Consider the following 17,007-nt stretch of genomic DNA (forward strand, 5'->3'; position numbering starts at 1 on the left):
CCTTAGTTTTAAAGGGCATCCACACCGTTAAGTATTCAAATTTATGAATTAGAAATTAGCGTAATTTAATCGAACCGCCATCAACCATAATCGTTTGACCTGTAATGTAATCAGAATCTTCACTAGCTAAAAATACGGCTACACGACCGATATCACTTTCAAGTTCACCAAGTCTTCTCATTGGGATCTTAGCAAGCATACCTTGATAATATTCTGGGTTCTCTTCTGCCCATTGAATCAATCCAGGTGATTTGGCGATAGGAGCGATAATGTTGACATTGATACCAAAAGGACCAAATTCATTCGCCGCTACGCGAGTAACTGCGCGAATGGCTTCTTTTGCTGCTGCATAAGAAACTTGATTCACATCACCGTTAATGCCAGCGCCGGATGCAAAGTTAATAATTTTACCTTTTGTTTCTTTTAAGTACGGCAATGCTGCTTGCATGAAATAGAATGTAGGATAAAAACCAGTGTTAAAGGATAGATCAAAATCTTGTTGTGTTGTTTCGCCAAAAGAATTCATTCTTGATGCATGTGCATTATTTACTAGGATATCAATTTTACCGAATTTATCAGCAACTTGTTTAACAATAGCCGCTAATTTATCATGCTCAGCAAGATTTGCTTGAATGAAAATGGATTCCGGTTGATATTCTTGTAATTCTTTTATGGTTTGTTTACCGGCTTCTTCGTTTAAGTCAATAATGACCACAGTTGCGCCTTCTTTAACGAAAGCAGTTGCCATGCCTTTACCAATTCCACCGGCTGCGCCAGAAATAATAGCTACTTTTCCTTCAAGCTTTTTCATCATTCTATCTCCCTTATTAGAAAATTATTTATAAGTATCCAAAAGCCTAAATTAAGTTTTGGAGAAACTCCCATTTGAACTATCTTTTACCTTGGGTTCTATTTATATTCTCCAAGGAAGATATCCTATAATGCTGATTATTCAGCTTATAATTCGCATATTTTACTTCCTGAATTCACCACCTGAAGGAATATTTACTAGGTAACTTATATATAATTGGTTACTTTCAGTTACTTCGCATCCCCATGGTAACTCTTTTATTTTTTTGTGTCAATAATGTGAAGAAAAATAATCATTATTATGTACAAAGCTTTATTCATGAAAACATGTATGATAACATCAAAGATATATACAATATTCCAGTATGATTAATGTTTGAAAATCATAAATGAGCAACTTTTTCGTGAGGAAGTGTTAGTAATGACAGAAGATAAAAATAATGAAGTCATTCGCAATAAAGTGGAGGAAGGCTATCATATAATCGGAAAAAAATGGATGGCCATTATTGTACATACTTTGATGGGAAAGTCAAAGAGATTTAGCGAAATTCACGCGTCTATACCTGATTTAAGCAAACGAATGCTAAATGAACGAATGAAAGAGCTTGAAGACAGCGGTATTGTCATAAGAAGTGTTATTTCAACACGTCCCGTTAAAATTTATTATTATTTAACTCCAAAAGGGGAAGATTTAGGAGCCGCACTTCAGACGATTGAGTTTTGGTCTGAAACATGGTTATGATTATCAACATGGAAAAACCATCTTTTGAAAGAAATATATATTTTAAGACTAGATACAGATGCAATCCATCAACTCTCATAGAGAATAAAAAGAACTCCAAGCTGCCAGCGTGGAGTTCTTTCTTATGAATCGAGATATGCCTTGATTATAGCGAGCGATTCTGTTTTTATATAAATATAATTTCTTTTAGGCTTATTTGTTAATTGAAATGATAAAATGTAACTTGAGGTGATGCAATGAGGGCCGTCTATGCAGGGAGTTTTGACCCTATAACACTCGGACATGTGTCGGTAATTGAGAGGGCATTCCATTTATTTAGTGAGGTGCATATTATTGTCGCTAATAATCGCTCGAAACAGCATCATTTTACAATAGATCAAAGAACGGAGCTTGTTGCATTATCTATTAATCAGGATGTCAAAATCAAAATCATTCCTTATGAGGGCATCGTAGCTGATTATATTAATGCTAATGACATCAATGTTGTCATTCGTGGCATTCGAAATGCGACTGATCTTGAATACGAGCTGCAGCTGGAACAATATATTCGAAATACGACGATGGCGGATACTATCTATCTATCACCCTATACACATTACATGCAAACAAGCAGCTCGCTCGTTCGCATGTTTCTGATGTCTGATAAAACCGAGCTTGCTGCTAATTACATGGTACCAAAAGCATATTTGAGGATGCTCGAATATGTAGATGTAGAATAAATGAAATGCTATTTACTTTGCGGCTTTGGCGGACGAGGTCTCTTTTGTTTGAACCTTGGAGCTACATAATTACGTTTGCGATCACGGAAGAATGTCCAGCCAGCTATAAAACCAGCGCCAGCGGCAAACATGACGAATCCAAGCAGAAATTTCAGCCACTGAAAGTCAGGTGTGACGAGATCATTTCCGAAATCAGAGAAATAATAAAATACGGAGTCTTTCATTTTGAGAAAACCGAAGCATGCCAGCAAGCCGGGAATGACTAGCAATAGGATAGCAATAAAACGGGCTGTTACTAATTTCATAAATACAGCGTCTCCTTGTTAAACAAAATATACAGTTACTTCTATCATACCTTTTTAGGCTAAGAGTGTCTATTTCGTAAAAGGACGATGTAAATAGGAATAAAAACAGTTACAATAGAGTGATCGACGTATAGATGCATGGCTTGTTAATGTACGCTAAAATAAATGATGATTAGTTGGTTAGTTTGCTTATAGCCTGTTTTTTAGAGAAGGGAATGAGTTTTATGGCTATTGAGGTAGATGTAGCTGTTTTAGGCGGGGGACCAGGCGGTTATACAGCAGCGATTCGAGCTGCTCAGCTTGGTAAGAAAGTAGCAATTATTGAAATGGACAAGCTGGGTGGAACCTGCTTACATAAAGGATGTATACCAAGCAAGTCCTTGCTTCGCAGTGCGGAGGTTTATTCAACGTTGCTTGAGGCTAGTACATACGGCATAAATGTTGCAGAAGGTGCAATCTCACTTGATTATAACAAGGTTCAAGTTCGCAAGGAGCAGACAGTGGAACAGCTCTATCGCGGGCTTCAAAGCCTGATGAAGAAGAACGGTATACAGATTATTCAAGGCAAGGGCAGAGTAATCGGACCTTCCATATTTTCTCCTCGCAGCGGATCGCTTGCAGTTGAGCTCGCGGATGGAGAAATGGAATCTGTTGTATCAACTAATTTAATTATTGCAACAGGCTCTAGACCACGATTACTGGATGGTCTTGCTCCTGACGGTGAATATATTTTAACGAGTGATGAAGCATTAATAATGGAGAAGCTGCCTGCATCTATCCTAATAGTTGGCGGGGGCGTTATTGGTGTGGAATGGGCGTCACTTCTTCAAGACTTTGGCGTTGAGGTCACACTAATTGAAGCGGGATCTCGTCTGCTGCCTGGTGAGGATACAGAAGTTTCAGCTGAGCTGACTAGGTTGTTAACTCGTCGAGGCGTTCGCATATTGACTGGCGTACAGTTGCAGACAGAAACCTATAGAGGTGAAAACGGCGAAGTAACCATTTCTGCGGTGACGCCGGATGGAGATGTCATCCTGACAGCAGAGAAGCTGCTTATATCTGTGGGTCGTCTGCCGAATTCAGAAGGCATAGGCCTTGAAAATACGGATGTTCGTACAAAAAACGGTATGATTGAAGTCAACGGTTTTGGTCAAACGACTGAACCACATATTTATGCTATTGGTGATGTAATTGGTGGTGTTCAGCTTGCACATGCTGCAGCTCACGAAGGTTTGCTTGCTGCAGAACATATAAGCGGCATGAAAACAGCTGCAATCGAGCATCATTTGATCCCGCGTTGTATCTATTCCAGACCGGAAATTGCTTCTTACGGTTTGACGGAGGACGGTGCTCGCAGCAAGGGACATGATATTAAAACAGGGAAAATTCCGTTTCAGGCAATAGGAAAAGCAATTGTGCTGGGGGAAAAGGATGGCTTTGTCAAAGTGATTGCTGACCGGAAGACCAATGATATTGTAGGTGTTCATATCATCGGAGCACATGCAACTGACTTAATATCGGAAGCGGCGTTAGCTGGCATACTTAATGCAACGCCATGGGAAGTGGGTCAAATGATCCATCCGCATCCAACTCTATCAGAGGCTATGGGTGAAGCGATGCTGGCTGTAGATGGCAAAGCAATTTCGTTCTAATTTAGACGGTTTTCTTTTTGCTGCAAATGGAGTTATAATATATATGACCAAGTCTTAGTACCAGGTTATAATAGTAGGTAAAAGGAGGAACACCTTGTGACCCAAACTGCTTCTACTGGGCAAAATGTTCGTCATTTGGAATTAGGGCTTAGCGATGAGCAAGCAATTGATATGTATGCAACGATGGTTACAGCGCGCAAGTTTGATGAGCGGATGCTCTTGCTTCAGCGTGCAGGTAAAATCAACTTCCACGTTTCCGGTGTCGGCCAAGAGGTTGCACAGGTTGCGGCGGCTTACGCTTTAGATCGAGAAAATGATTATTTTCTCCCGTATTATCGTGATTATGGTTTTGTATTATCGGTAGGTATGACGCTCCGTGAATTGCTACTGTCTGTATTTGCTAAGGCAGAGGATCCTAATAGCGGTGGCAGACAAATGCCAGGCCATTTTGGCTCCAAGAAACTGCGTATAGTAACAGGCTCTAGTCCCGTTACGACACAGGTTCCACATGCAGTAGGCATAGCTTTAGCTGCAAAAATGAAGAAGAAGCCGTTTGTCAGCTTCGTAACGTTTGGTGAAGGTTCCAGCAATCAAGGGGACTTTCATGAAGGCTGTAATTTTGCGGGCGTGCATAAGCTGCCTGTTATTTTCATGTGTGAAAACAACCAATACGCTATTTCGGTTCCTATTCATAAGCAATTAGCAGGTAAAGTAGCAGATCGTGCCCTCGGATATGGTTTCCCTGGCATGCAGGTTGATGGAAATGATGCGCTGGAAGTATTCAGAGTTGTTAAGGAAGCTAGGGAGCGTGCTGTTGCGGGCGAAGGTCCTACCTTGATTGAAGCCATGATGTACCGTATATCGCCTCACTCTACGTCGGATAACGATCTTGCTTATCGGACGAAAGAAGAGGTTGATCAAAATCGTGATAAGGATGGCATACCGAAATTCAAGCAATATTTGATGAATTGCGGGATTTGGTCTGAAGAGCATGAGACAGAGCTTCTAGCTGGAATCAAAAAAATGCTCGACGAGGCTACAGAATATGGTGATAAAGCGCCATTCCCAACACCAGAATCTACATTGCTGCATGTATATGCGGATGATGCTGATCAAGGAGGGGACAATTAATGGCTGTTATAGAATATATCGAAGCAATCCGTCTTGCTATGAAAGAAGAGATGGAACGAGATGAAGATGTGTTTGTGCTTGGGGAAGATGTTGGTCTCAAGGGCGGCGTCTTCACGACGACTAAAGGGCTCATTGAGCAGTTCGGCGAACAGCGTGTCATGGATACGCCGCTAGCAGAGTCAGCAATAGCTGGTGTAGCGATTGGAGCTGCGATGTATGGCATGAAGCCTATTGCAGAAATGCAGTATTCTGATTTCATGTTTCCTGCAACGAATCAAATTATTAGCGAAGCTGCTAAGATACGGTATCGTTCCAATAATGACTGGACTTGTCCGCTCGTCATTCGCGCGCCAATCGGCGGCGGTGTTTTTGGAGGTCTCTATCATTCACAATGTCCAGAGTCTGTTTTCTTTGGAACACCAGGCTTGAAAATAGTCGCACCATACCGACCTTATGACGCGAAAGGCTTGCTGAAGGCCGCTGTGCGTGATCCCGATCCGGTCTTATATTTTGAAAACAAAAAATGCTACAAGCTCGTTAAAGGCGAAGTGCCTGATACCGATTATACCGTTCCGATTGGGAAGGCTAATGTCCTTCGCGAGGGTGATGATCTGACGGTTATAGCCTACAGTATGCCGCTTCACTTTGTGGAGCAAGCTGCTGAAGAGCTTGCAGAAGAAGGCATTCAAACCCATATCCTTGATTTGCGTACACTTCAACCACTAGATAAAGAAGGTATTCTTGAAGCGGTTCGCAAAACAGGCAAGGTTCTTATTATCCATGAGGATAACAAAACAGGCGGTGTAGGCGCTGAGGTATCAGCGATTATCGCGGAAGAGCTTATTTACGAGCTTGATGCGCCAATTATGCGATTATGCGGACCGGATGTTCCTGCAATGCCAATCAATCCGCCAGGCGAGAAGTTTTTCTTGCTGAATAAAGAAAAAGTAAAAGAGGCTATGCGGAATTTGGCACTTTATTAAAGAATAACGGCATAATGCCATGTGCGAAGTTAGAAGCTTTGGTGTAATGTGCTAGAGAAGACAAGCAAGAGAAGTTAAGACTTGCGCCAGTTAGGAGATGGGATAGATGAAATCGCTGACGGAAATCGTCGTGCCGCAGCTTGCGGAGTCACTCGTATCGGCCACTATTGATAAATGGTTGAAGCAACCGGGTGATTGGGTGGACATATATGAACCAGTCTGTGAAATTTTGACAGACAAAGTAAATGCAGAATTGCCATCAACCGTTGCCGGCAAACTCGTGAAAATTTTAGTAGGCAAGGGTGAGAACGTACCAGTAGGAACACCTATTTGTATCATTGAGGTTGAGGGTGCTGGAGATGAGGGAAGCTCTCCTGCAGAGTCAGCAGCTCAGAGTACAGGCTCTGGATCGGCTTCGCCGACAGCAGCCATTCAAACGAATGAAGAGGATGCTCCTATGCGCAATCGGTACTCTCCTGCTGTGCAGCAGCTCGCTGCTGAACACGCTATTCGTCTAACCGATGTGCCTGGCACTGGTTTAGGGGGACGCATTACTCGCAAGGATGTGCTTGCGTATGTTGCTTCTGGCGGTGGTCAAGCCCCTAATGCCGCTAGCAGCGTCGATGTGACGGCTGCAAGTCGCGGTGTTGATCCTAACGCGCAGGTCCGTTCATCTGGTTTGCATTTCTCAGAAACACCAAGACTTCCGAAAATTGAAGTTGAAGGAGCATCTGGTGCAGGTCGCGGCGATAGTTTTATTGACGTCACACCTTTACGGAATACCATTGCTCGTAATATGAGACAGAGCGTAACTGAAATTCCTCATGCTTGGACGATGATTGAGGTGGATGTTACGAATTTGGTTCTACTTCGTAATAAGCTCAAAGATGATTTCATGAAGCGTGAAGGTATCAATTTAACATACTTGGCCTTTTTGCTAAAAGCGGTTGTTAATGCGATCAAAGACTTCCCAATCATGAACTCGATGTGGGCTGTTGACAAAATTATCGTAAAGCGGGATATTAATATTTCACTTGCGGTAGGAACAGAGGATTCGGTATTAACACCTGTCATAAAAAATGCCGATCACAAAAATGTAGCAGGATTGGCGAAGGAAATCGAAGAGCTGGCTCGCAAAACGCGAGAAGGCAAGCTGACACTGGCAGATATGCAGGGCGGCACCTTTACGGTAAACAATACCGGTTCATTCGGGTCAATTCTGTCTTATCCAATCATTAACTACCCGCAAGCTGCTATTTTGACATTTGAATCCATCGTGAAGCGCCCAGTAGTTATTAATGATATGCTGGCTGTACGTTCGATGGCGAACATTTGCTTGTCGCTTGATCATCGTATTTTGGATGGCGTCATTTGCGGCAGATTCCTGCAGCGTGTGAAAGATAATTTAGAGAGCTTTAATCTAGAAAGCAAACTGTATTAAAAAAGAGGGGGAACCGACATGGCTGAAGCGGATAACGCAAATAGCTTAAGACGGTTGGATGCCCGCTACATAGGGATGCTGGAATACGCTGAGGCGTGGGAACTGCAAAAAACCTATGTCAAACAAATTGATGGGGGGGAGCGTCAGCAGACGCTGCTCCTTCTTCAGCATCCGCCGACCTATACGATGGGTTCGGATAAGCATCCGGAGCATTTACTTTTACAGGAATCTGAGCTTAAAGAACGCGGAATTACGCTGTTTCAAATTGATCGAGGCGGAGACATTACTTATCATGGTCCAGGACAGCTAGTCGGCTATCCGCTGCTTTATTTGGAAGCGGCCGGTCTTGATTTACATGCTTATCTGCGCAGTCTTGAGCAAGTCATTATTAATTGGCTCGCTGAGTATGGTATAGAAGCGGGTAGAAAACCAGAATATACGGGTGTATGGGTAGGCGATCAGAAGATTGCTGCTATTGGAGTGAAATTTAATAAAGCCCGTCAGCGTAAAGGTTTTATTACAAGTCATGGATTTGCTTTGAATATAAAGGCAGGAATTGCATCAGAAGGATTTAGTGGGATTGTACCATGCGGTATACAGCAATTCGGAGTGACTTCATTTAATGATCTGACGGGTCTTAACCTGACGGTTGAGGAAGCGGCGAATCAGTTGCTCCCTCATTTTGTGAAAGAGTTTAAAGCGGTAATCGAAACATTAATAAAATAATGAACCTAAGCCTGCGACCAAGCTGGATAATAACATTGCGGCAACAAGAAGAATAGCAATTAAACGAATCATTTTTTGTCTACGCATAGAGAAAACTCCTTTCAAATGGGAACAGCTTCTACTGAAGTATGAGCTTGTCTTTTACTCTATTGTATACGAAAATGGCGGACGGAGGAAACGTTAATGATTGCAAAAGATCGATTAGTTGATGAATTTATGGAATTAGTACGTGTAAATAGTGAGACAAAACATGAGCAGGAAATAAGCAAGGTGCTGAAGCAAAAGTTTGAAGCGCTAGGATTGCAGATAAGCGAGGACGATGCAGCGGCGAAAACAGGTCATGGAGCTGGGAACCTTTTCGTCATTTTGGAAGCAACCGAGGATCGTGCATCTGCGCCGACGATTTTCTTTACTTGCCATATGGATACAGTGACACCAGGGGTCGATATAAAGCCCCAGATTGATGCGGATGGTTATATTCGCAGTGATGGCACTACGATTCTTGGCGCTGATGATAAAGCGGGTATTGCTGCTATCTTTGAAGCGATTCGAGTCTTGAAGGAGCAATCCATATCACATGGTCGAATTCAATTCGTCATTACAGTAGGTGAAGAATCAGGTTTGCTAGGTGCACGCTCTCTTGATGCATCAAGACTGGAAGCGAAGTTTGGCTATGCCCTTGATTCAAATGGCTCGATTGGCGATATTGCCGTAGCAGCGCCAACTCAGGCAAAGGTTACGATTAAAATGTATGGTCGTTCAGCACATGCTGGCGTTAATCCGGAGGATGGAATAAGCGCTATTCAAGTCGCTGCTAAAGCCATTGCAAGAATGCCGCTAGGTCGAATTGATAACGAAACAACAGCGAATATTGGTCGATTTGAGGGCGGCGGCGCTACGAATATCGTTTGCGATTATGTGAAGCTGGAAGCAGAGGCGCGCAGTATTGTTCAACATAAGCTTGATACTCAAATTGCTGCAATGCGCAAAGCAGTGGAAAGTGCAGCTGAGGAATTTGGCGCACGAGGAGAGCTGGAGAGCCAAGTTATCTATCCTGCTTACCAGTATGATGATGAGGATCCGGTTGTTCAACTTGCCAAAAAAGCGATTACCGCAATCGGACGTACGCCAAGAACGTTTCATTCCGGAGGCGGCAGTGACGCTAATATTTTCAATGGTTTAGGCGTGCCAACCGTAAATCTGGCTGTTGGCTATGAGCATATTCATACGACAAAGGAACAAATTAAAGTCGAGGATTTGGTCAAAGTAACGGAGCTTGTGGTAGAAATTATTAAACACGCAGCTAATGCTGAATAATTAAACACGAAAGCCCTTCGATCCCAATGCTCAGTATAACCTGAACAAGGACGGAGGGTTTTTGTATGCCAAATTGGCAAAAGCCTTTTAATTTAATTTTTCGTTTTGAACGCGGCGCACACTTATTACGCCTGTGTATTCAGACAACGGACTTTTTGATAAGGAGGATGCCGATAATTTGCGCAGCTGATGACGAATTTCCCATCCTTTTCCAACTAACCGTAAATGATTTAAAGAAACATATTGTTTCATATTAACCGCCCCTGTCGTTTTGATATAATGATAGTTATGCAGGGATAGGACAAGTTATGCGAATAATACCTATGAAAATAAAGGAGTGGATTTATTATGGAAGAACAGGGAGCAACTGCTTTATGGCGTGAAGAAACGATAAAGACAGAAGCAATTTTTGAAGGGAAAATGATCACCTTGCAGGTAGACACGGTATCATTGTCAGACGGCAGGACGGCAACGAGAGAAATTGTAAGACACCCAGGAGCCGCAGCTGTAATGGCATTATTGGATGGCAAGCTGCTCGTGGTAGAGCAGTTCAGAAAGCCTCTTGAGAAGTTTCAAATTGAAATACCTGCTGGCAAGCTTGATCCCGGTGAAGATCCAATGACTGCCGCCGCGCGAGAGCTAGAGGAAGAGACCGGTTATCGCTCTGATGATTTGAAGCTCATGAGTGCTTTTTTCACTTCGCCAGGGTTTGCCGATGAGAAGCTCTATGTCTATTTCACTGATAAAGTCGAACTAGGGGTTCAAAATCCAGATGAGGACGAAGATCTCAAAGTTGAGGCAATCACGATTGAGCAAGCTGAGGCTTACATAAGTGAAGGTCGAATAAGTGATGCGAAGACGATCCTCGCTGTTTATGCATGGAAACTATATATTTTAACAGGCCGAATCTAAGATCCAGTCAACCGTGCTTACATTAACTAATTGAGTACTAATCCCTCGTCATAGCACGATAAGGAGCCTCATAGACTAGAGAGACAACCTCTTGCAATGCTGGGTGTTGACTCTGAAAAGTCTTTGAAGGGCTTGGTGCTTACGATGAAAAACCAATTACCACTTTACGTATTCGTTTCCGTACTGTTTGTAGTAGGCGTTATTTTTGGCGCGTTAATGGTTCATGCTCTGACTCTTGAGCAGCAGCAAAAGCTTGCGGAGGACATGGACCAGTACGTGCGGATGATGAATGCGGGGATCGGAGCAGAGGAGTCGCAGACATTCTGGGAACGGTTCATGTTCCACGGCAAATGGCTGGTTGTGCTGTGGCTGCTAGGTATCACGGTTGTTGGTATCCCGGGTGTGCTGGCGCTCAATTTTTTGAAAGGGGCGTTAGTAGGCTTTTCAGTAGGGACGCTGATTAACCAATATGCATGGAAGGGTGTGCTCTTCTCGCTTGTTTCCATTGCCCCGCAAAATATTATAGTAGTACCGGCGATGATTATAACAAGTGTTGCAGCCTTATCATTCTCGATGTTTGTCGTCAAAAATAGACTACTTCAACAAAAAGGAGAGCTTGTTCCGCAATTAGGTTCATTAACCTCCACAGCTATGCTCATGCTCATTCTTTTTGCTGGTGCAGCGCTATTTGAAGCTTACGTTTCTCCCGCGTTGATCAGCTGGGTTTCGCCCTTTCTCTCGTCCGCTAACGCCACAATCTGACACCAAAATGTTTGACTTTATTAGAGGTTAGCACCTATAATGAAGGGAACGTTTACTGAAATTGGCGCAGACATGTGGTAGGGGGGAAATCATGGAAGCCCGGATTGAGAAGATCAAACAACAGTTGCAGTCGCAGGGCTACAAATTAACCCCGCAGCGCGAAGCAACAGTACGTGTGTTATTGGAGAATGAAGATGATCACTTGAGTGCTGAAGATGTGTTTATGCTGGTTAAGGATAAGGCTCCGGAAATTGGCTTAGCAACCGTGTATCGGACATTAGAATTGCTCAGCGAAATGCATGTTGTCGAAAAGTTAAACTTTGGCGACGGAGTTGCCCGCTACGACCTGCGAACGGACAGCAACAAGCATCATCATCATCATTTAATATGCGTGCAATGCGGAACGATGGATGAAATTAAAGAAGACTGGCTTTTGCCTTTAGAAGAACGGCTTGAGCAGGAATATGGCTTTTTTGTCATTGACCATCGTCTTGATTTCCAAGGTGTATGCCATCGTTGCAAGGCAAAGAATGACCTTGCAAATCCTAATCCAAATGAAAATCAAACCTAAACGGTTTTGCTGACCAGCATGTCTGGACAGCGAAGCCGTTTTTTCCTTTTCTCGGCATATAAAGAATTTCATAAAACATTAAGCAGTACACATGTATGGAAGAAAGAAATCTAACAAACGATACATAATGATGCCCATCTCATATTAAAACAGCAGCGGAGGACGATCATTTCAATCTCTTCGTTCATACAACATAGTAGATGCTAATTGAAGTGAAGTTATTTGGCATTTAAAGGAGGAATGGGTCATGATTGTTGGCGTTCCAAAAGAAATCAAGCAAAGTGAATATCGCGTTGCCTTGACTCCAGCAGGTGTAACTTTATTAACGACAGCAGGTCATCAGGTGTTAGTAGAATCAGGAGCGGGAACAGGCAGTGGATTTGAAGACAGCGACTACGAGCGAGAAGGCGCACAGCTGTTGAATACGGCGTCAGAAGTATGGACGCGCTCAGAGATGATTATGAAGGTGAAAGAGCCGCTCGCTGAAGAATTTGATTATTTTCGCGAAGGGTTGATCCTGTTCACCTATTTGCATCTAGCGGCTGCCCCTGAATTGACGAAAGCGTTAGTCGATAAAGGTGTAACAGCGATAGCCTATGAGACGGTTCAGCTTCCGAATGGGAGTCTGCCGCTTCTTACGCCGATGAGCGAGGTAGCTGGACGAATGTCCGTTCAGGTAGGCGCTCAGTTCCTTGAAGCGTTTAACGGAGGCAGAGGAATGCTATTAGGTGGTGTCCCTGGCGTCGCTCCAGCAGAAGTTGTCATTATTGGCGGCGGAATCGTGGGTACTAATGCAGCCAAAATTGCGCTTGGAATGGGAGCGAGCGTTGTTATTTTGGAGAAAAGCGCTGATCGCATTCGCTATATAGATGATGTATTTGGCGGACGAATCCAGACGCTTATGTCTAGTCCCTACCAGATTGCTGAGGCAGTTGCACGAGCGGATTTACTCATTGGTGCGGTTCTTATCCCAGGAGCGCGAGCTCCTCATTTAGTGACAGAGCAAATGGTGCAGAGTATGAAGAAAGGGGCAGTTATCGTCGATGTAGCCGTAGATCAAGGTGGATCGATCGCCACGGTAGATCGGCCTACAACGCATAAAGACCCCATTTATATCAAGCACGGTGTTGTGCATTATGCAGTTGCTAATATACCAGGCGCGGTACCTCGGACCTCGACATTTGCACTTACGAACGTAACGATGGACTATGCCTTAAAATTGGCAAATGGTGGACTCCACGCTATTGTACAAAGCATTCCTCTCCAAAAAGGCGTCAATACACATGCGGGTAAATTAACCTATGAGCCTGTTGCTCTAGCTATTGATTTACCGTATACCTCAATTGAAAAATGCTTAAATATTGCTCCTTACGATCGATTGCAGCCGTAATGGGGCATATTCGCATCGGCCTTCTCATATGGTGATACGGATGGACGAAGGTATCAGCATTATAAGGAGGCTGATGGGAATGGTTTTTTCGATTCGAAAATGGACGAGCCGCGTCATCTTTGTGCTCTTATTTACGGTATTATTGTTAGCTGTTACAGGAGGGTATCGCTGGATCTCTGATGCCATCTCTCCTATTCATCCATACCGGGAGCCCAAAGGGGCCGCATTGAAAGTATTTGTGCATGATCCGGAATCACCTGATAGCAAAAATGCAGCTGATCGACTTCGTTGGTTTTATTGGTACGGCGAATAGCGGGTTGTGCAACAACTTGCGCAGAATGTCCTTTCAAGCAGGATTTATCATGTTGAATGTTGAATTATTTTGTAGAAAAAGCTAATCAGTCCCCTGCCAAAAGCGAAAGGAAGTCCGATGAAAGCTCATTTAATTCGTTATATTCAGTATCTACAGGTCGAAAGAAGACTGTCCGCAAATACCTTAGCATCCTATGAACGAGATTTAATTGGGTTTATTTCCTATTTAGAAGAAAAAGGATTAACGGAAATTACGAGTGTACAACGGTTCCATATATCCATGTATATGCATCATTTGAAAGAGCAAGGCAGAAAAGCAGCGACCCTATCACGTCATATTGTTTCGGTCCGCGCTTTTTTTCATTATTTGATTGTGGAAGATGTTATTGTGCAAAATCCTGCAGTATTTATGGAAGCGCCAAAGCAGGAGAAGAAGCCGCCTAGCATTTTGAGCGTTGCGGTTACGACTTCACTTCTGGAAGCACCTAGCAGTATGAGTTCAGCAGGCAAGCGAGACAAAGCCATGCTTGAGCTGATATATGCAACTGGCATTCGTGTTTCGGAGCTCGTGTCACTCAATGTGGAGCATATCCATTTGCAATTAGGCTTCGTTACCTGTATCGGGACGGGGTTAAAGGAAAGAATTATTCCATTCGGAAAATTAGCTGCAGAAGCTATTACCGATTATTTGCAAAATGGAAGAGATGCATTGCTAACACATAGAGATGCGGAATCCGCACTTTTTTTGAACCATTTGGGTACACGTTTGACAAGACAAGGTTTTTGGAAGACGATTAAGAAGTATGCAAAGGAAGCTGGCATACAGGAGGATATCACGCCTCATACGCTCAGACATTCCGTTGCAGCTCATTTGCTTGAAAATGGGGCAGATATATATGCAGTTCAGGAAATGCTGGGGCATGCAGATGTATCGACTACAATGAAGTATACGGAAGTATCCAAGACACGTATGAAGGATACATACAGCCGTGCACATCCGAGAGCTTAAAGAGCAGGCAGGAGATCGAATAAGGCATAGAAGGGAGTCATACATATGAAATTTGATCGTATTGCAGTTATTGTATTGGATAGTGTTGGAATCGGCGAGCTGCCTGATGCAAAGAGCTTTGGTGATACAGGAGCGCATACGCTTGGACATATCGTAGATCATGTGCCTAATATTGAGCTTCCAAATTTAAGGAAAATGGGTCTTGATCTTATTGCTCCAATAAGCGATTGGACTTCCTCACAGAAACCAACTGCTTATTATGGCAAGATGGCTGAGGTATCAGTGGGGAAGGACACGATGACAGGGCATTGGGAGCTGATGGGCCTTGAATTAACCGTGCCATTTCAGACATTTCCGGAAGGCTTTCCACCTGAGTTGATCGGTCCCTTCGAGGAACGTACTGGGCGTAAAGTGATTGGCAATAAGCCGGCTAGCGGCACTGAGATTCTTGATGAACTAGGCGCAGAGCAAATGGAAACCGGTTCGTGGATTGTATATACATCTGCAGATAGTGTATTTCAAATTGCTGCCCATGAGGACATTATTCCGCTTGATGAGCTTTACCGCGCTTGTCAGATCGCGAGAGAGCTTACGATGGATGAACGCTTTACGGTTGGGCGTGTCATTGCAAGGCCTTATAATGGTAAGCCAGGCAGCTTTAAGCGTACGCCAAATGTCATGACTATGCTGTTAAACCTCCTGAGCCGACCGTATTGGACGCGCTGAAGTCTGGTGGATTTGATTCTATTGCCATAGGCAAAATTAATGACATTTTTGACGGAGAAGGCATTACGTCATCACGATCAACCAAAAGCAATGGAGATGGGATAGAAGCTACGATAGCACAGCTTAAGCAGCCTTTCAAAGGTCTCGTGTTCACCAATTTGGTTGAATTCGATTCCCTATATGGTCATCGTCGTGATCCCATCGGCTATGCGGCGGCGCTTGAGGAATTTGATCGCGCGCTCCCAGAGCTTGAGCAGCAGATCGGTGAGAGAGACTTGCTTATCATTACAGCCGATCATGGCAATGATCCTGTTCATCCAGGTACTGATCATACACGTGAATATGTGCCTATTCTATTATTCAGTCCGGCGTTCAAACAGCCAGCGGAGCTTGCTGTTCGTTCGACCTTCTCAGATTTAGGTGCAACCATTGCAGAAAATTTCGGAGTAAAAGCTCCATCCAATGGAGAGAGCTTCTTGTCTCTCCTCGTCACATCATAGGGTTAGAATTGCTTACGAAGTCAGTTTCACTTCGTAAAACGAATAGCACACGCTTACGAAGTCAGTTTTACTTCGTAAAACGAATAGCACATGCTTACGAAGTCAGTTTTACTTCGTAAAACTTTGGGAGGGTTTATTTTATGACAACAACAACTGGACTAACGTCCGCACATATCGAAGAAGCAGCTTCTTATATTGAAAAACTTATTTCTCAAAAACCGGAAATTGGGCTCATTATGGGCTCAGGGCTCGGTGTTCTTGGTGATGATATCGAAAATCCAGTAACGATTCAATATCATGATATCCCACACTTTCCGGTGTCAACAGTGGAAGGTCATGCAGGAGAACTACTAGTCGGCACATTGTCAGGCAGAACCGTTATTTTGATGAGAGGACGTTTCCACATGTACGAGGGCTATGGCCCTGAGCTAACGGCGTTTCCCGTTCGTGTAATGAAGGCGCTTGGCGTCAAAACGCTGCTAGTTACGAATGCAGCTGGCGGTATTGATTTGGAGTTTGAATCTGGAAATCTGATGCTTATTTCAGACCATATTAATCTAACGGGTAAAAATCCGCTAATCGGACCAAACGATGATAAGCTGGGCGTACGCTTCCCTGACATGTCGGAGGCATATAGCAAGCGTCTGCGTACAATTGCTCGTGATATCGCTGCAAGCCAAGGTTTCACGCTCCGTGAAGGGGTTTATGCAGGACTGCTTGGACCGACTTATGAAACGCCAGCAGAAATTCGTATGCTTCGCATTCTAGGCGCTGATGCTGTCGGAATGTCGACTGTTGCCGAAGTCATTGCGGCGCGTCATTCGGGTATCGAAGTTGTCGGTATTTCTTGTATTACCAACATGGCTGCGGGAATTTTGGATCAACCGCTGTCACATGCTGAGGTTATAGAAACGACTGAACGCGTAAAATCACAATTTTTAGCGCTGGTTCACGCCTTAATCTCTGCTATTTAAACATTTTTGTAACACAATTGTAATA

General features: G+C 43.7%; 19 protein-coding genes and 1 pseudogene. 16 read left to right on the plus strand and 4 right to left on the minus strand.

All coding sequences use genetic code 11. From position 1 onward, the window contains the following. Positions 1-55 precede the first annotated feature (55 nt). Positions 56-811 (minus strand): SDR family NAD(P)-dependent oxidoreductase, encoded by a 756-nt coding sequence (locus AC0YOD_RS07510; protein WP_475798653.1) that lies wholly within the window; start codon positions 809-811, stop codon positions 56-58. A gap of 420 nt (positions 812-1,231) precedes the next feature. Between AC0YOD_RS07510 and AC0YOD_RS07515 the strand changes: the two genes are divergently transcribed. Further along, positions 1,232-1,552, plus strand: coding sequence for a winged helix-turn-helix transcriptional regulator (locus tag AC0YOD_RS07515; RefSeq protein WP_475798654.1), 321 nt, complete (start codon positions 1,232-1,234; stop codon positions 1,550-1,552). Between the two features lie 236 nt (positions 1,553-1,788). After that, entirely contained in the window at positions 1,789-2,271 is a 483-nt protein-coding gene (gene coaD, locus AC0YOD_RS07520; RefSeq protein WP_475798655.1) for a pantetheine-phosphate adenylyltransferase, read from the plus strand. 8 nt (positions 2,272-2,279) lie between these two features. Here the strand turns inward: coaD and AC0YOD_RS07525 are convergent, their stop codons facing one another. Continuing rightward, complete coding sequence (locus AC0YOD_RS07525) at positions 2,280-2,576, minus strand: DUF2627 domain-containing protein (RefSeq protein WP_475798656.1); 297 nt, start codon at positions 2,574-2,576, stop codon at positions 2,280-2,282. 224 nt (positions 2,577-2,800) lie between these two features. Between AC0YOD_RS07525 and lpdA the strand changes: the two genes are divergently transcribed. From lpdA to lipB, 5 genes are all read left to right on the plus strand, one after another. Then, positions 2,801-4,228: a dihydrolipoyl dehydrogenase gene (gene lpdA / locus AC0YOD_RS07530; protein WP_475798657.1), complete on the plus strand. Its 1,428-nt coding sequence runs from the start codon at positions 2,801-2,803 to the stop codon at positions 4,226-4,228. 96 nt (positions 4,229-4,324) lie between these two features. Further along, a complete protein-coding gene (locus AC0YOD_RS07535) occupies positions 4,325-5,359 on the plus strand; it encodes a thiamine pyrophosphate-dependent dehydrogenase E1 component subunit alpha (RefSeq protein WP_475798658.1) in 1,035 nt (344 codons plus the stop codon). Continuing rightward, complete coding sequence (locus tag AC0YOD_RS07540; RefSeq protein WP_475798659.1) at positions 5,359-6,342, plus strand: alpha-ketoacid dehydrogenase subunit beta; 984 nt, start codon at positions 5,359-5,361, stop codon at positions 6,340-6,342. The genes AC0YOD_RS07535 and AC0YOD_RS07540 overlap by 1 nt, the downstream gene beginning before the upstream one ends. 106 nt (positions 6,343-6,448) lie before the next feature. Continuing rightward, positions 6,449-7,783, plus strand: a complete 1,335-nt coding sequence (locus tag AC0YOD_RS07545; protein ID WP_475798660.1) for a dihydrolipoamide acetyltransferase family protein — start codon at positions 6,449-6,451, stop codon at positions 7,781-7,783. Between the two features lie 18 nt (positions 7,784-7,801). Beyond that, positions 7,802-8,509 carry a lipoyl(octanoyl) transferase LipB gene (lipB, locus tag AC0YOD_RS07550; RefSeq protein WP_475798661.1) on the plus strand — a complete coding sequence of 236 codons (708 nt, stop codon included), beginning with the start codon at positions 7,802-7,804 and terminating at the stop codon, positions 8,507-8,509. Here the strand turns inward: lipB and prli42 are convergent. Next, positions 8,498-8,596 carry a stressosome-associated protein Prli42 gene (gene prli42, locus AC0YOD_RS07555; RefSeq protein ID WP_475798662.1) on the minus strand — a complete coding sequence of 33 codons (99 nt, stop codon included), beginning with the start codon at positions 8,594-8,596 and terminating at the stop codon, positions 8,498-8,500. The genes lipB and prli42 overlap by 12 nt on opposite strands. 96 nt (positions 8,597-8,692) lie before the next feature. Between prli42 and AC0YOD_RS07560 the strand changes: the two genes are divergently transcribed. Next, entirely contained in the window at positions 8,693-9,826 is a 1,134-nt protein-coding gene (locus AC0YOD_RS07560; RefSeq protein WP_475798663.1) for a M20/M25/M40 family metallo-hydrolase, read from the plus strand. An 87-nt stretch (positions 9,827-9,913) separates the two neighbouring features. Here the strand turns inward: AC0YOD_RS07560 and mciZ are convergent, their stop codons facing one another. After that, positions 9,914-10,078, minus strand: coding sequence for a Z-ring formation inhibitor MciZ (mciZ, locus tag AC0YOD_RS07565; RefSeq protein WP_475798664.1), 165 nt, complete (start codon positions 10,076-10,078; stop codon positions 9,914-9,916). A gap of 96 nt (positions 10,079-10,174) precedes the next feature. On the opposite strand from mciZ, the gene AC0YOD_RS07570 reads away from it, so the two are divergent. The 8 genes and pseudogenes from AC0YOD_RS07570 to AC0YOD_RS07605 all read left to right on the plus strand — a co-directional run bounded on the left by AC0YOD_RS07570 (position 10,175) and on the right by AC0YOD_RS07605 (position 16,982). Further along, positions 10,175-10,738: an NUDIX hydrolase gene (locus AC0YOD_RS07570; protein WP_475798665.1), complete on the plus strand. Its 564-nt coding sequence runs from the start codon at positions 10,175-10,177 to the stop codon at positions 10,736-10,738. A 96-nt stretch (positions 10,739-10,834) separates the two neighbouring features. Then, positions 10,835-11,500 carry a stage II sporulation protein M gene (spoIIM, locus tag AC0YOD_RS07575; protein WP_475798666.1) on the plus strand — a complete coding sequence of 222 codons (666 nt, stop codon included), beginning with the start codon at positions 10,835-10,837 and terminating at the stop codon, positions 11,498-11,500. 91 nt (positions 11,501-11,591) lie between these two features. Continuing rightward, on the plus strand, positions 11,592-12,071 hold the full coding sequence (fur, locus tag AC0YOD_RS07580; RefSeq protein ID WP_475798667.1) for a ferric iron uptake transcriptional regulator: 480 nt from the start codon (positions 11,592-11,594) through the stop codon (positions 12,069-12,071). A 247-nt stretch (positions 12,072-12,318) separates the two neighbouring features. Next, complete coding sequence (gene ald, locus AC0YOD_RS07585) at positions 12,319-13,461, plus strand: alanine dehydrogenase (RefSeq protein ID WP_475798668.1); 1,143 nt, start codon at positions 12,319-12,321, stop codon at positions 13,459-13,461. 79 nt (positions 13,462-13,540) lie between these two features. Continuing rightward, positions 13,541-13,774 (plus strand): DUF4227 family protein, encoded by a 234-nt coding sequence (locus AC0YOD_RS07590; protein WP_475798669.1) that lies wholly within the window; start codon positions 13,541-13,543, stop codon positions 13,772-13,774. Positions 13,775-13,891: 117 nt separating this feature from the next. Then, a complete protein-coding gene (xerD, locus tag AC0YOD_RS07595; protein ID WP_475798670.1) occupies positions 13,892-14,782 on the plus strand; it encodes a site-specific tyrosine recombinase XerD in 891 nt (296 codons plus the stop codon). A 45-nt stretch (positions 14,783-14,827) separates the two neighbouring features. Next, positions 14,828-16,008: pseudogene (gene deoB, locus AC0YOD_RS07600) on the plus strand (phosphopentomutase). Positions 16,009-16,148: 140 nt separating this feature from the next. Then, positions 16,149-16,982: a purine-nucleoside phosphorylase gene (locus AC0YOD_RS07605; protein ID WP_475798671.1), complete on the plus strand. Its 834-nt coding sequence runs from the start codon at positions 16,149-16,151 to the stop codon at positions 16,980-16,982. Positions 16,983-17,007 lie beyond the last annotated feature (25 nt).

The sequence above is a fragment of the Paenibacillus sp. J31P13 genome (assembly GCF_056269295.1).

Coding starts and splice junctions, on each gene's coding strand:
- coaD (WP_475798655.1), top strand. CDS start 1,789: ATGAGGGCCGTCTATGCAGGGAGTTTTGACCCTATAACACTCGGACAT.
- fur (WP_475798667.1), top strand. CDS start 11,592: ATGGAAGCCCGGATTGAGAAGATCAAACAACAGTTGCAGTCGCAGGGC.
- AC0YOD_RS07590 (WP_475798669.1), top strand. CDS start 13,541: ATGGTTTTTTCGATTCGAAAATGGACGAGCCGCGTCATCTTTGTGCTC.
- spoIIM (WP_475798666.1), top strand. CDS start 10,835: ATGCTGGGTGTTGACTCTGAAAAGTCTTTGAAGGGCTTGGTGCTTACG.
- AC0YOD_RS07540 (WP_475798659.1), top strand. CDS start 5,359: ATGGCTGTTATAGAATATATCGAAGCAATCCGTCTTGCTATGAAAGAA.
- lipB (WP_475798661.1), top strand. CDS start 7,802: ATGGCTGAAGCGGATAACGCAAATAGCTTAAGACGGTTGGATGCCCGC.
- AC0YOD_RS07515 (WP_475798654.1), top strand. CDS start 1,232: ATGACAGAAGATAAAAATAATGAAGTCATTCGCAATAAAGTGGAGGAA.
- AC0YOD_RS07570 (WP_475798665.1), top strand. CDS start 10,175: ATGGAAGAACAGGGAGCAACTGCTTTATGGCGTGAAGAAACGATAAAG.
- mciZ (WP_475798664.1), bottom strand. CDS start 10,078: ATGAAACAATATGTTTCTTTAAATCATTTACGGTTAGTTGGAAAAGGA.
- ald (WP_475798668.1), top strand. CDS start 12,319: ATGATTGTTGGCGTTCCAAAAGAAATCAAGCAAAGTGAATATCGCGTT.
- AC0YOD_RS07510 (WP_475798653.1), bottom strand. CDS start 811: ATGAAAAAGCTTGAAGGAAAAGTAGCTATTATTTCTGGCGCAGCCGGT.
- AC0YOD_RS07525 (WP_475798656.1), bottom strand. CDS start 2,576: ATGAAATTAGTAACAGCCCGTTTTATTGCTATCCTATTGCTAGTCATT.
- xerD (WP_475798670.1), top strand. CDS start 13,892: ATGAAAGCTCATTTAATTCGTTATATTCAGTATCTACAGGTCGAAAGA.
- AC0YOD_RS07545 (WP_475798660.1), top strand. CDS start 6,449: ATGAAATCGCTGACGGAAATCGTCGTGCCGCAGCTTGCGGAGTCACTC.
- lpdA (WP_475798657.1), top strand. CDS start 2,801: ATGGCTATTGAGGTAGATGTAGCTGTTTTAGGCGGGGGACCAGGCGGT.
- prli42 (WP_475798662.1), bottom strand. CDS start 8,596: ATGCGTAGACAAAAAATGATTCGTTTAATTGCTATTCTTCTTGTTGCC.
- AC0YOD_RS07560 (WP_475798663.1), top strand. CDS start 8,693: ATGATTGCAAAAGATCGATTAGTTGATGAATTTATGGAATTAGTACGT.
- AC0YOD_RS07605 (WP_475798671.1), top strand. CDS start 16,149: ATGACAACAACAACTGGACTAACGTCCGCACATATCGAAGAAGCAGCT.